At 40.4% G+C, this 12,809-nt stretch carries 14 protein-coding genes; 5 read left to right on the forward strand and 9 right to left on the reverse strand.

The genetic code is table 11. From position 1 onward, the window contains the following. Positions 1 to 94: 94 nt before the first annotated feature. Genes BM195_RS16360 through BM195_RS16385 form a run of 6 tightly spaced genes read right to left on the reverse strand, consistent with a single transcriptional unit; the run spans position 95 to position 2,882 of the window. Entirely contained in the window at positions 95 to 298 is a 204-nt protein-coding gene (locus tag BM195_RS16360; protein WP_090241001.1) for a DUF1657 domain-containing protein, read from the reverse strand. An 8-nt stretch (positions 299 to 306) separates the two neighbouring features. Continuing rightward, a complete protein-coding gene (spoVAE, locus tag BM195_RS16365) occupies positions 307 to 657 on the reverse strand; it encodes a stage V sporulation protein AE (RefSeq protein ID WP_090241003.1) in 351 nt (116 codons plus the stop codon). Further along, positions 654 to 1,670, reverse strand: a complete 1,017-nt coding sequence (gene spoVAD, locus BM195_RS16370; protein ID WP_090241005.1) for a stage V sporulation protein AD — start codon at positions 1,668 to 1,670, stop codon at positions 654 to 656. Before spoVAD ends, spoVAE begins: the two co-directional genes overlap by 4 nt. Then, entirely contained in the window at positions 1,670 to 2,149 is a 480-nt protein-coding gene (gene spoVAC / locus BM195_RS16375) for a stage V sporulation protein AC (RefSeq protein WP_090241008.1), read from the reverse strand. The genes spoVAD and spoVAC overlap by 1 nt, the downstream gene beginning before the upstream one ends. A gap of 17 nt (positions 2,150 to 2,166) precedes the next feature. Then, positions 2,167 to 2,622: a hypothetical protein gene (locus BM195_RS16380; protein ID WP_090241009.1), complete on the reverse strand. Its 456-nt coding sequence runs from the start codon at positions 2,620 to 2,622 to the stop codon at positions 2,167 to 2,169. 53 nt (positions 2,623 to 2,675) lie between these two features. Continuing rightward, the gene (locus tag BM195_RS16385; RefSeq protein WP_090241011.1) at positions 2,676 to 2,882 is read right to left on the reverse strand and encodes a DUF1657 domain-containing protein; all 207 of its coding nucleotides are present in this window, start codon (positions 2,880 to 2,882) and stop codon (positions 2,676 to 2,678) included. A 262-nt stretch (positions 2,883 to 3,144) separates the two neighbouring features. On the opposite strand from BM195_RS16385, the gene BM195_RS16390 reads away from it, so the two are divergent. Further along, positions 3,145 to 3,594 carry a hypothetical protein gene (locus BM195_RS16390; RefSeq protein ID WP_090241013.1) on the forward strand — a complete coding sequence of 150 codons (450 nt, stop codon included), beginning with the start codon at positions 3,145 to 3,147 and terminating at the stop codon, positions 3,592 to 3,594. A gap of 47 nt (positions 3,595 to 3,641) precedes the next feature. Here the strand turns inward: BM195_RS16390 and BM195_RS16395 are convergent, their stop codons facing one another. Further along, on the reverse strand, positions 3,642 to 4,370 hold the full coding sequence (locus BM195_RS16395; protein ID WP_090241015.1) for a hypothetical protein: 729 nt from the start codon (positions 4,368 to 4,370) through the stop codon (positions 3,642 to 3,644). Positions 4,371 to 4,594: 224 nt separating this feature from the next. On the opposite strand from BM195_RS16395, the gene BM195_RS16400 reads away from it, so the two are divergent. The 4 genes from BM195_RS16400 to BM195_RS16420 all read left to right on the forward strand — a co-directional run bounded on the left by BM195_RS16400 (position 4,595) and on the right by BM195_RS16420 (position 9,873). Next, positions 4,595 to 5,860 carry a molybdopterin molybdotransferase MoeA gene (locus BM195_RS16400; RefSeq protein ID WP_090241017.1) on the forward strand — a complete coding sequence of 422 codons (1,266 nt, stop codon included), beginning with the start codon at positions 4,595 to 4,597 and terminating at the stop codon, positions 5,858 to 5,860. A gap of 78 nt (positions 5,861 to 5,938) precedes the next feature. Beyond that, the gene (moaA, locus tag BM195_RS16405) at positions 5,939 to 6,964 is read left to right on the forward strand and encodes a GTP 3',8-cyclase MoaA (protein WP_090241019.1); all 1,026 of its coding nucleotides are present in this window, start codon (positions 5,939 to 5,941) and stop codon (positions 6,962 to 6,964) included. Positions 6,965 to 6,966: 2 nt separating this feature from the next. Further along, positions 6,967 to 7,407: a YwpF-like family protein gene (locus tag BM195_RS16410; RefSeq protein ID WP_342028045.1), complete on the forward strand. Its 441-nt coding sequence runs from the start codon at positions 6,967 to 6,969 to the stop codon at positions 7,405 to 7,407. 510 nt (positions 7,408 to 7,917) lie between these two features. After that, positions 7,918 to 9,873: an EAL domain-containing protein gene (locus BM195_RS16420; RefSeq protein ID WP_090241023.1), complete on the forward strand. Its 1,956-nt coding sequence runs from the start codon at positions 7,918 to 7,920 to the stop codon at positions 9,871 to 9,873. 131 nt (positions 9,874 to 10,004) lie between these two features. Here BM195_RS16420 and BM195_RS16425 read toward each other — a convergent pair whose 3' ends face one another. Both BM195_RS16425 and BM195_RS16430 read right to left on the reverse strand, forming a co-directional pair. Further along, positions 10,005 to 11,147 (reverse strand): S1C family serine protease, encoded by a 1,143-nt coding sequence (locus BM195_RS16425; RefSeq protein WP_090241025.1) that lies wholly within the window; start codon positions 11,145 to 11,147, stop codon positions 10,005 to 10,007. 24 nt (positions 11,148 to 11,171) lie between these two features. Then, a complete protein-coding gene (locus tag BM195_RS16430; protein ID WP_090241027.1) occupies positions 11,172 to 12,338 on the reverse strand; it encodes a zinc-ribbon domain-containing protein in 1,167 nt (388 codons plus the stop codon). Between the last annotated feature and the right edge of the window lie 471 nt (positions 12,339 to 12,809).

The following is a 12,809-nucleotide window of genomic DNA, read 5'->3' on the forward strand; positions in this document are numbered from 1 at the left end:
TTTATATGATTATTTACTCTGCCTTATCGTTTATTGCTGAATGCAGTCAGCTTTGTATGCCGACTGCATTCAGTTTATTTTCCGGTACGATTTCCTAACTCTTATATTGTGGTTCTTCCTTGGTAAGGTACAGAACTTGCTTTTCCAAATCACTTTTGACGGTTTTCATCGTATTTTGAACGTCTTTTAAAGTTTTTTCCGCTTCTTGATCCTGGGTTTTGCTTACCAGGGTTTCAAGTGTTGCTTCAATACTTTTAATGGATGAATAACATCCTTTCACTTGTGAGCTGACAGTCATGGTTTACCTTATCCTTTCGGTTTAAAAATGAATGCACCAATCAGACCAAATATAATGGCGGCCGAAATACCGGCACTTGTAACCTCAAAAATTCCAGTGACAACGCCGATAATCCCATGTTGCTCTGCTTCTTGCATGGCACCATGTACAAGCTGATTTCCAAAATTGGTTATGGGGACCGTTGCACCGGCGCCTGCAAAATCAATTAAAGGATCGTATAATCCAAATCCGTCTAAAATGGCCCCGGCAATAACGAAAATAGTCAGTGTTACACCTGGGTTCAGTTTAAATACATCAAACAAAACTTGCCCGATGACACAAATCAATCCACCGACAATAAATGCCCAGAAAAAAATCATGTTTTATCACTTCCTGACTCAATCGAGACTGCATGCGCAATACAAGGGATTGAATCACCTTGCTGTACGCTTAAAGGAGAATGTAATGCCCCTGTTGCGACAACGAGTATACGGTTCAACTGCTGTTCCTCCATTAAATTTAAAAAATGTCCATAGACCCCTATGGCGGAGCTCGCTGTACCACTTGCACCCGAGAGAACCGGCTGTCCTTCCCGATAAATGGTTAACCCGCAGTCTTTATAATTTTCTTCTGGCACAGCAATGTTTTTTTTCTGTAAAAGATCCAATGAGGTTTCTCTGCCGATATGGCCAAGATCGCCTGTAATAATTAAATCGTAATAGGTTGGGTCAACATCCCGTTCTCTTAAATGTGTCTCAATCGTATCAACTGCAGCAGGCGCCATGGCACCACCCATATTAAATGGGTCGCTCATTCCCATATCAACCACTTTGCCAATGGTTGCCGATGTAACTCTCGGACCTTCTCCGTTTTCTGCAACCAAAGCACATCCCGCTCCTGTAACGGTCCACTGGGCAGTTGGAGGCTTTTGGCCGCCATACTCAGTCGGGTAACGGAATTGTTTTTCAGTTGCAGCGTTATGACTGGCTGTACCGCTTAAAATATAGTCTGCCCCATTCCCGTTAATAATGAATGAAGCAAGTGCTAGGCTTTCCATTGATGTTGCACAGGCACTGAATAACCCGAAGTATGGCACATCAAGGGTTTTGGCTGCGAAACTGCTTGGGGTAATTTGATTGATTAAATCACCGCTAATAAAAAATTTCACATGTTCTTTCTGAATGAGGCTGTTTTTAACGGCTATCTGGCATGCTTCCTCCAACATCGTGCGTTGTGCTTTTTCAAAAGATGATTGCTTCAGCCACATGTCATCATGCAAAATATCAAAAGCATCCGGTATATTCCCGTTCGCTTCAAATGGTCCGCCAACGGTACCGGTTGAGATAATTACGGGTTGATTTTCAAAAATCCATGTGCGATGTCCGGTTAACATTAGATGCCCCCCCATTTAATCAACATTGTTTTAATTAATGCAATGACAAAAGCGGAAAACACACCATATACAATGACAGGTCCTGCAAGTTTAAACATGTTGCCGCCAACACCTAATATAAAGCCTTCTGAACGATGCTCAATCGCTGCAGAAATGACGGAATTTCCGAAACCGGTCACCGGAACTGTGGATCCTGCGCCTGCAAACTGACCGATTCGATCATATACGCCAAAACCGGTTAAAAACATGGTGATAAAAATGAGGGTTGCCACTGTCGGATTACCAGCCGTTTGTTCAGTAAAGCCAAAGAAGTAAACATATATAGTAGAAATGATTTGGCCGATAAAACAAATGAAACCACCCACCAGAAAAGCTTTAATACAATTAATCAACAATGGCCGTTTTACTTCTCTGTGCTTGGCAAAGGTCTGATACCTTTGTGCGGCCGGCGGTAAATTTTTCTTTTTCTTATCTGCCATTGATCCTCACGCTTCCTTTAGGTTTTGTCTTTCATCAGCTTAATGAGGCGATCAACCTCTTTTTGCAATTTCTTTTTTGATATATTCGCTTGGTCGATTTTTTCTTCAAGTTTGCCGATTTCAAGTACCAGTTTCTTATCGGTGGAAACTTCAACCTTCAGATCCGAAAATTCTTTATTCATGTTCTTTTGTATGTCTTTACGGATGTCAGTCAGTTGAAATCGCTTGTTATGTTCTATTTCAAATGCCATGATCATCTGTTTGTCCGTATTTACTGCGTTGACCGAAGTTATTACTTCACGTTGACTTAAACGTTTTTTAGCTTGATTTGAAGCAGTCTGGTCAATGGAACTATTGGCAGAGATCGTGCTGAAATTTACGTTTTGATTGTTTTCCGATGTATTGTTATTGGTTGTACAGCCTATCAGCAAACAAATAAGTCCGAGCGTCAACAAAATTTTTAAGGTTTTCATGTCATAACCTCCAGATTAGTGAGGGAGGTCGGCTAAAAAGCCAACCTCACCATTTAAAATCCTTTGTACTGCGGTTCTTCCTGTTCGATTTGTTGTACGCGTGGTTCAACAGTCTGCAGGATAGTTTGCGTTTGTTGAGCTGCATCTTCATAAAGTTGCTTTGCCTGTTTGTTTTGCGTCTGGAGTGCGAATTGTTCAAAACTGGCTTGTGCACTTTTTAAACCAGCTATTGTCTGTTTAACCTGGGCTGAAACAGTCAATGTGATTGGACCCCCTTTTGAATAGGAAAGCTTGTTAAGCAGATAGAAAAACGATTGTCTTTTGACATATGATTTCCTATGCACTTCACTATTTATCATTTTAAGAATGCGATTTATTATGCTTGCTATTTTTTACCTTTTAAGTATGGCCAGTCTTGAAATATAAAAGGTGCTTACAAGCAGATGCAAATGCAAAATTTCCTGCAAATTTATGGAACTTTTTGGCGGGGAAATTCGTCATATATAAGAGGGAGGGCTGGATATGAAAAAAAGGGCGAATGTCATGATCGTGGCCGTTATAGCTGTTATCCTGGTTATATCGTCCTATTGGGTTTATGGGCAATCCGGGGTCGAACTCGCCACTAATACAACGAAGGAGGTACAAGAGGGAGACTTTACGTTACATATCCGCGTAGAGCGTATGGATGAGGGTGTTCGGGTTTTTAGAGCCATTCAGTATACCGGGGATGAATCTGTGGAAATCAAACATCAGACACCGCTTGTTTCTGTATCATTGAAACATTCGAACCATGATTATACCGGCAGTACTGTTTCCAGGACGCTGCATACAGCAGATAGTTATCACCCTCAAGACGCCAAAACATTTGATGTCCCAGGTGAAGGAGCGTATACGTTATTTTGCGAGGCAAATTTTTCTGTGGATGGTGAACAAATGACAATCAGCCATCAGGAAGAATTAATTTTTCAGTGAAAAAGGCATCCCGATAAGATGAGGATGCCCGCTGTACTTATGTTATTTCATTTATTCGTGTTTAATGTGAATTCAACCATTGTTGTCGGCTTTTCCGTGTCCTGCCACTGTTTTATGTTTTCTGGAGTGGGCTCTGCTATGTCTGGTATTGTTACGGAAAGGTTATTATTTCCAATCCATTCCACATTCAGGATCGGCCACGTATAATCCAGCATCACCTGTTCCTCCTCATGAATATCAAGAGGTATTAGTTCCCACTTTTCCAAGTCAATCACTGTAAAATCGGAATAAGGCAAGTGTGATGATTGCTCTCTGTTAAAGTGAAATAAAACCTTCGTATCGTCTGGTGATATTGTCTTCTGAAAGAGTTCCGCTAAATCAGCAATTAAATAGGCTTTATTTTTTTCTTCAGTTCGGTCCAGCAATAAATAGGAGCATAGTTTTTCCTGACATGAAAATTCCAGCAGGTAAAGATCTTTGTCAGCTGTAATAATGGGCTCGAGGGTCATTTCTGCAATTGCCTGCCAACGGTTTTCGGCAGCCTGCAAGTAACTGTCCAGAATTGGAACCATCTTCAGGTTGATCATGATTTCTTCTTCCGGCAGGGTAAATTCAATAAATGCTTCTACCTCTTCTTTATCATCATTTTCCTGTTCAACGATTTCCGGTTCTTGATCGGGATCTTCCGGTGACGAGTCCGATTTTACAATCACCGGTTCTTCAGTACAAGCAACTAAAAAAATAAGGATTATGAAAGCAACAAACTTCTTTCCCATATTCGCACCCCCTGTATATAAAACCATTATACTAAAAAAGCATGTTAATTGAAGCCCATACTAAAAAAAGGAATACTAATCCCTTGTGGTGTTCTGCTGATCCCTCTATCAGATATCTATTCCTAAACATTTCATGACGATGGAAGTATCGAATATCAATTTGCATATATTTTTGTTAAACTTAACTTAATGATGATAACTGGTTACGGAAGGTTTGATGCGAAGTGGCAGCAATACGGAAACCGATCCCGGTTGATGAAGCGATAAACCGTGTATGGAAACACAGGAGGCAAGGGGAGACGGAATATGTTTCCATTCAGAACTGTGACAACAGGAGGCTGGCAGAAGACATTACGGCCAAACATCCTGTCCCACCGTTTCCAAAGTCACCGTATGATGGTTTTGCGCTTCGTTCGGCGGATACATTGGAAGCTGACAGCAACACCCCGGTGACGTTTGAAGTTGTCGAACATATCGGTGCAGGAGAAGTTCCGAGAAAACGCTTACATAAAGGTGAGGCCACACGAATTATGACCGGCGCCCAAATTCCCGATGGCGCGGATTGTATTGCCATGTTTGAAATATGCCAGTCTTATGAAAAAGGCCGTCAATCCTATATGTCGATTAAACGAACCCTTGATTCAGGACAAAACATTATCCAGGAAGGTTCGGAGGTGACAGAAGGAGAAAAGCTGATTGAACAGGGAACACTGATTAATCCCGGAGTAAAAGCGCTGCTGGCAACGTTTGGCTATAGTCAAGTGAAAGTTGCTAAAAGACCGGTGATTGGTGTTATTGCAACAGGCACTGAGTTACTTGATATAGACGAGAAATTACAGCCAGGAAAAATTCGCAATTCCAATGCTTATATGATGGTATCGCAGATCATCCGCGCCGGCGCAAACTATAAATACTTTGGGAAGCTTGAAGATGAGTTGAATGCCAGCTATGAGACGATTAAAGAGGCATTGGAAGAGGTCGATATCCTGATTACGACTGGCGGTGTATCGGTTGGCGATTTTGATTTAATGCCTGCCATTTATGAAAAACTCGGTGCAGATGTCTTATTTAACAAAGTGGCGATGCGTCCCGGGAGTGTCACCACCGTTGCAGCAAACGAGGGAAAATTACTGTACGGCTTATCAGGAAATCCCTCTGCATGCTATGTTGGTTTTGAATTGTTTGTCAGACCGATCATCCAGCATTGTTTATTTAATCAAAATGCTTTTCTTCGGCGGATTAAGGCGAAACTGGCAGATGATTTTCCAAAGCCTAATCCATTTACACGGTTTGTGCGCAGTTATGTAACGTATGAAAATGGCCAAGTTTATACGAACTTGGCTGGAATTGACAAATCCAATGTCGTGACGTCGCTTGCATATTCAACCAGTCTGATGGTGCTTCCTGGCGGGACACGTGGCTTCAAAACAGGTGATGAAGCGGAAGTACTGTTGCTGGATGATCAGCAAGGTCAACGTGAATTTAAGTGAAACTGCATTCGAGCATGGGTTTTATGAACCGTTGCACCGGAGTAAAACGGATACTTTTGCTGTAAAGGAGAGGTTACTGTGCAGATTGAATCAGCACCAATCAAAGACCAATTCGGAAGGATACTTAAAGACCTGCGTATATCGGTGATTGATCAGTGTAATTTCCGCTGTACCTATTGTATGCCAAAAGAAATATTTGGTGAGGATTATGTGTTTTTATCCGAAAAAGAATTATTGAGCTTTGAAGAGATTCTCCGGTTGGCTAAAGTGTTTGCCCATCTTGGCGTTGAAAAAATCCGCATTACCGGCGGTGAACCGCTGATGCGCAGGAACTTGGAGGAATTGATTGCAGAACTGTCTGAAATTCCAGGAATAAAAGACATTGCGTTAACGACAAATGCCGTATTTTTGCCGAAAAAAGCAAAAAAACTGAAAGATGCAGGGCTGAAGCGTGTCAATATCAGCCTTGATGCGATTGAAGATGATGTGTTTAAGGAAATTAACGGAAAAGGTGTAGTGGCCCGCCCTGTTCTAAAAGGGATCGAAGCTGCTAAGGAAGCTGGTCTTGGTATCAAAATCAATATGGTTGTCAAACAGGGCATGAATGACAGCCAAATTTTGCCAATGGCGCGCTATTTCAAGGGAAAAGACATCATATTGCGTTTTATTGAATTCATGGACGTCGGTAATCATAATGGCTGGGATTTTAAAAATGTCATATCCAAAAAAGACATTATTCGTACGATTGATAAGGAGATGCCAATTGAACCGGCAGAAGAAAACTATTATGGTGAAGTTGCATCAAGATACCGTTATAAAGACGGTGGGGGAGAGATAGGCGTTATATCCTCTGTAACGGATTCCTTTTGCGGTACGTGCACAAGGATTCGTTTGTCAGCGGATGGAAAACTGTACACATGCCTGTTTGCTTCAGACGGTTTTGACATACGCGAAAAAATGCGTCATGATGAATTATCAGACATTGAACTGGAACAGGAAATGAGAAGTTTGTGGGGGAGAAGGAAAGATCGCTATTCGGAGGAACGGTCGGAGCAAAAGCAGCGTAACCGCAAGAAAATTGAAATGTCCTATATTGGGGGATGAAAATGGGTTTGTTAGCAACGGGAGGTGATGGTGTGAAAACATTCAAGCTGAGTTCTTTAAAAATTATTGATAACGAAGACGCTGATATGTTACAGCAAACGATCCCTCTATTGGATGGTTTGATCATCAACCGGGAGGATGAAGCAAACCGCTGGGTGATAGAAGCATATGTCGAACAGGAATATTATGATTTTTTTCAAAACCTTAAAAATAATAAAGAAGAAGTCTTGATCCAGGTCAAAATTACGAAAGAAAGTAACAGGCCAGCGACTTTCATTACAGCAATCACTGGCATGAATAAAATTGGCGGGAAAATGAACGTACTTTTTGTTGGCACGATTGTTGATCAGCGGAAAGAAATTATTGAAGAAAAGTTAAAATCATTAATCGAACAAGGGTATCAGGGGGAGGAATTGCTGCAAACATTCAAAGCGCAAATTTAATAAGCAGGCAGCGTTCAGGTAGTATCGCGAGAAAAGGATTGTCTGTCTTTAAAAGCTGAATTCAATTCGTAATCAAAGTAAATGCGATTTTTCTAATGCCCGGCTATCTGAAAATCCGCTTCATGAAAGATCAATATATGTCCAAATTTGATCTTTCTTTCAATTCAAATTGTCGATAGCGAAACGTAAAACGCATTTAACCGGCTATAATGTTATTAAGTTTCTCGGAAGTGAACCGATAATACTATTGAGGATGCAAGAAGTACTGTATGTTCTGCCCACTGGATCAACCGACTGTCGCCGGTACAGCTCAGCTGATTTTTCTGTTTTATTTTATTGCTTGTTATACTAGCTACTGCTGTCCTGGCACTGCCTGCAGCATGTTTATTGGAAGGGTCGGAATCATTACGTTCTTATTAATATTCAAAGATAATAAAAAAACCGGGAAGTATCACTATCCAAAAGAGAGAATTATCATTGGATAACGCTGTCTGTCCAGGAGGGATATCCATGTTCAAGGAAATAAATTTACCAATCAATGATCAAATTTTAACAAGATTAAAAGATGCGATCGTGTTTGTCCGGCAAAATGGAGAGGTCATTCGCGGCAATGATGCTGCGTACGCTCTATTAAAAATGGATGATGAAAATGAAAAATCTATTTATGAATATCTTGACTTTCGTCTGTTGCAGGAAAATGATGAAACCCATCTTTTAATGGAGTTAAAAAATCAAAACGGGAAATTGATAGAAGTGAAGGCTATCCGTACTGGAAAAGATATTTATTGTCTGATCATTAGTGAACTTTCCATCACTGACAAAACAGACGAATTAAAGCGTCATATCAACAATCAGGTCTATAACAATTCAGAAGGGATTGTCATGTATGAAGGCAATCGCATTATTGATTGTGATCAGACATTTTCGGATATGTTCGGATATACCGAAGAAGAGATAAAAAATATGGACATTTCCCAGCTGATTGATGACAGAGGTTTCCATCAGCTGCCCGATATTCATTTATATCCTGAAAGACCATATGAATTAACAGGTGTTCGAAAAGATTCCTCAACCTTCTATTTTGAAATAATGGGACTTCCGTATAATAACCATGGCAATATAATCAGAGTCGCAGTTATTAAAGATATTACCAACCGGATTGAGAATGAGAAACGGATTGAATACATGGCCTATTATGATGAGCTTACCGATTTACCGCATTGGAATTTTTTCAATAAGGTTTTAAAAGAAGCTGTGAATGAAGCAGAAAAAAACCAGCAAATGCTGGCAGTTTATTTTATTGACTTGAATTACTTCAAGGAGATCAATGATACATTTGGCTATGCCTTTGGAGATAAGCTATTAAGGGCATGCGGGGATCGGTTTAAAACATTTTTGAATACGAATACATTTATTGCTAGAATGAGTGGCGATGAATTTCTCATTCTGTATCGTTGTCCAAAAGATCAGGATGCTGTTGCTGCCTTTGCAGAAAAATTAATGACCGCTTTTGAGAAACCAATTAAAATGAACGATTATGAAATTTTCACGTCGATCAGTATCGGAATTAGTATCTATCCTGAAAATGGAACATCAGCGAATGACCTGATCAAGCACGCTGATTCAGCCATGTATGTTATCAAGGAAAAGCATGGAAGTAACTACAATATTTTTGAATTATCCATTGCGGAAAATTTTAAAGCCATGTTAACAATGGAGCGTGAACTGCGGAAAGCTTTAATGGAGGGCCAGTTTGAGCTTCATTATCAGCCGCAAAAAAGTCTTGATTCCAATAAAATTGTAGGTGTGGAGGCATTACTGCGCTGGAAGCACCCCCTGAAGTCGTACATACCCCCGGATAAGTTTATCGGTCTTGCGGAAAAAACCGGACTAATCATTGATATCGGAGACTGGGTTTTAAAGGAGGCCTGCAGACAAAATAAAACGTGGCAAGACAAAGGATTTCAGCCTGTCATTGTGAGTGTGAACTTGTCTGCCAAGCAATTTTATCAAAAAGGATTAGTGGAAAAAGTCGAGCATATCCTGAATGAAACAGGTCTTGCACCAAAATACCTGGAGCTGGAAATAACCGAAACCATGGCCATGACGAATGAGGAAAATATTCTTGAAACGATGCATTGCCTGCGTAAGCTTGGTGTTTTTGTTTCAATTGATGATTTCGGTACCGGCTATTCATCGTTCAAGTATTTAAGTGTTTTCCCGATAACGAAATTAAAAATTGATAAAATGTTTATTAATGAAAATCGGGAACAAAACCAGGCAATTGTCAAATCCATTATTCATATGTCTCATTCATTGGACATGAAGGTGATCGCTGAAGGTGTTGAAACAATCGAACAGCTCAAGTTTCTGACAGAAGAAAAATGTGATGAAATGCAAGGTTTTTATTTCAGTAAGCCATTGCCGCCTGAGAAGTTGACTAAATTACTCCAAACAGTTGGTTAAGCGGAAACACAGGACATTTCCACTCAGCTGGGGAACTCGCGATTAACCTGCTCGGTGTATCTGTCAACGCTCCTGATAAATAGAGCTCATGCTTGATCAGCACAACTAAGTTTTAAAAAAATAATGACAGATTAACTTTCATTTGATTCATTGATTTTTAAAATTTTCAACTGATCATTTTCCTGTCCAATCGTAAGCTCATAGGTTATGTCATGTTCTTTGGTTTCTTCCTGTTCAGGCGTTTTTGCCTTCGCTGATACAGCGACAGTTGTTTTGATTTGATTATCTTCTGTAACGGTGCTTGACAAATCGGAATATTCCAGGTCCATATAATAGATGTAGCCTTCGCGGAAATCAGCGTAAGAATTGGCTGATTGCATGTTACTGCCTAGTAGCGTATAAGCACCAACATAATCTCTGATGCTGATACTTTCAAAAAAGTATTCCGCCACGTACTCTGCATCTTCAATAAGTTGATCAGGGTTGGTGGAACCGGTGATATCGTCAGTGTATTTAAAGTCTAGCTGGTCATTTTGTGCTTCGTTTGACCATCTAGTGATTTGTTTATAAACATCATCAACCGGAATACTGAATCCAATGGTTCCATCATTTGTACCAACAGCATTAATACCGATCACATTTCCCGTTTCACGATTAATTAATGGCCCTCCGCTGTTTCCGTCGGTTATTTGTGCAGATATCTGATAGGCATTCTCATAGCTGAACCCATCAACCGAGAAATTACGCTCTGTTCCGGATATAATCCCCAATGTGACTGTATTTTGAAAACCGTGCGGACTGCCCAGTGCTATCACTTCATCGCCTGTTTCAGCCTGTTTTTCAGCATCGATATTTAAAGTGCTCTGATCAGCCAGCTGCGGTACTCGTATGACGGCCACATCGGTGTTTTCTCCCGCCCCAATGACTGCACCTGGATAAATGTGCCCGTTGGCTGTCCGCACATTAATAACGTCTGCATCTTTTACAACGTGAGCATTTGTAATAATATCCCCTTGTCCGTTATATAAAAACCCGGATCCAGTCACGGTACTTTGCTCGTTCTGTCCTTCTATTTGCACGACACTTTTCTCAGCTTTATGAATGATCGATTTCAGATCAAGGCTTTGCGTATTTGATTCCACTTTGTTGATGACCGGATTGTTGACCGAAATGGTATTGGGCTGCCATATGTTGTTCATAGCAGCCAACGTAATGATTCCCGCGACAACAAGCAATAAAGAAACAATCACCGGCCCTCTTTGTTTTTTATGCATATGTTCACCTCATTGATTGCGTTCCTATTGTTGTTGATCAGTATACCACCTGATTTTATCCACTTTTAGGCTGATATCTTCTTCGTTCTCGTCAATATCAAAGTGGGTGAACTCAAATTCGCCAACATCATTTGGATAAAGTGTTTCCGGATAGACATATATTTCGTTTGATAAAAAGACTTCGTCATGAATAGACAAATCATATTGGACAAGAATCGAATTGATAGGGATGGTGGCGACACTTTTTACTTTTCCTTTTATGACCACTTTTCCTTGTTCATCAGTTTCAACATCGGCCGAAACAAGTTCAATTGCATCGTTTTCATTCAATTCTCGTTCTTCTTCGGCAGAACTGATTGCTTGTTCAATCCGCTGGCGCTGGGCTGTTTCGAAAGCTGTTTTTTCCTTATCAATTGTTGTTTTCAGGCTTTGCAGTTTTTCAGAGTCCGGTACGTATTTCAATCCGTCTTCCACCAATAATAAAGCATCTGAAAACTGGTTTTCATTCAATTGCTCGCTTGCTTGAGAAAAAGTATAATCTACAATCCGGGTTCGAATGGAAGCCGCTATGTCGGCAGCTTCATCGGCTTGTATGGCTTCTCCTTCCCATAATAAAGTTTTTAATTCGTTGATGCCCGGCTCCTGCTCCAGTTTATATTTAAGCTGTTCCAATTTTATGGTATTGCGTTTTGCTGTCAGCTTGTTGATTAAAGGGGTCACTGCATCACCATTATAATTCGTTAAATTGTTTTCAGCTTCATTGATAATTGACAGGGCATCGTGAAATTCCTGTTTTTCCAGAAGCTGTGCTGCCTGATTTATATTTTTTTCAGTATCCAGTGCTGTCTGGACGAAACCTAACGCCATGTCGGCTTGAGAAAAAGACTGATTAAGTTCAAGGGCAGACTCCAGATGTTTGCTTGCTTCCTGGTATTGTTCCTCTACAGCACTTTCCTCAGCCATTTTATATAATTCCTTGGTCTCAGTTGTCTGATGCTGTAAAAAAACGTAATAAATACCAGTCGTTATGACGATAAGCGTAAAAATGGATATCGGTATATACCAGTATTTGTTGAATGTTTTTCTGTTTTCGAGCCGTTCATACATGTCTTCCGGCAGTTTTTTGCCGCATTTAATGCAATAGGACTCATGATCACGTACTTTTGTGCCACAATAAGGACAGTGGTGCATCATCATACCTGCTTTCCATTGTACTTGCTAAAGTTAAGCCGTTTAATGTTCTATCCTCAGTTTATCATATTTTCACTTTCATTAGGGCAGGGAAATTGATATGATAAGGAAGAAAAGTCTAGCTTTCTACATATCATGCAAGAAGGAGGTATAAACGTATGGAAATATGGGAAACAGCTTTTGGTATCATTTGTTTCGGGGTACTCGTGCTTAATATTGGTTACTGTATATTTGATAATGAATAAATATGAGGGTCAGACAAACTCATGGTAAGTCTGACCCGGGTTTCACTTTACCCCACCATAACAGCCAGTAAGTCCCCCATTAATATAATCCTTAATGTTTGAAAATTGTGCGGGGAACAACTCCCCGTCAATGTCCGATTCAGTTCAACTAACATTCAGCGGGAAGGGCGTCCGCTGAATGAAGTTTCACTTTATCCCGCATATAACGGGGAGTAATCCCCCCTCG

Origin of the sequence: Lentibacillus halodurans (assembly GCF_900112045.1) — a bacterium.
GTDB lineage: Bacteria > Bacillota > Bacilli > Bacillales > Amphibacillaceae > Lentibacillus > Lentibacillus halodurans.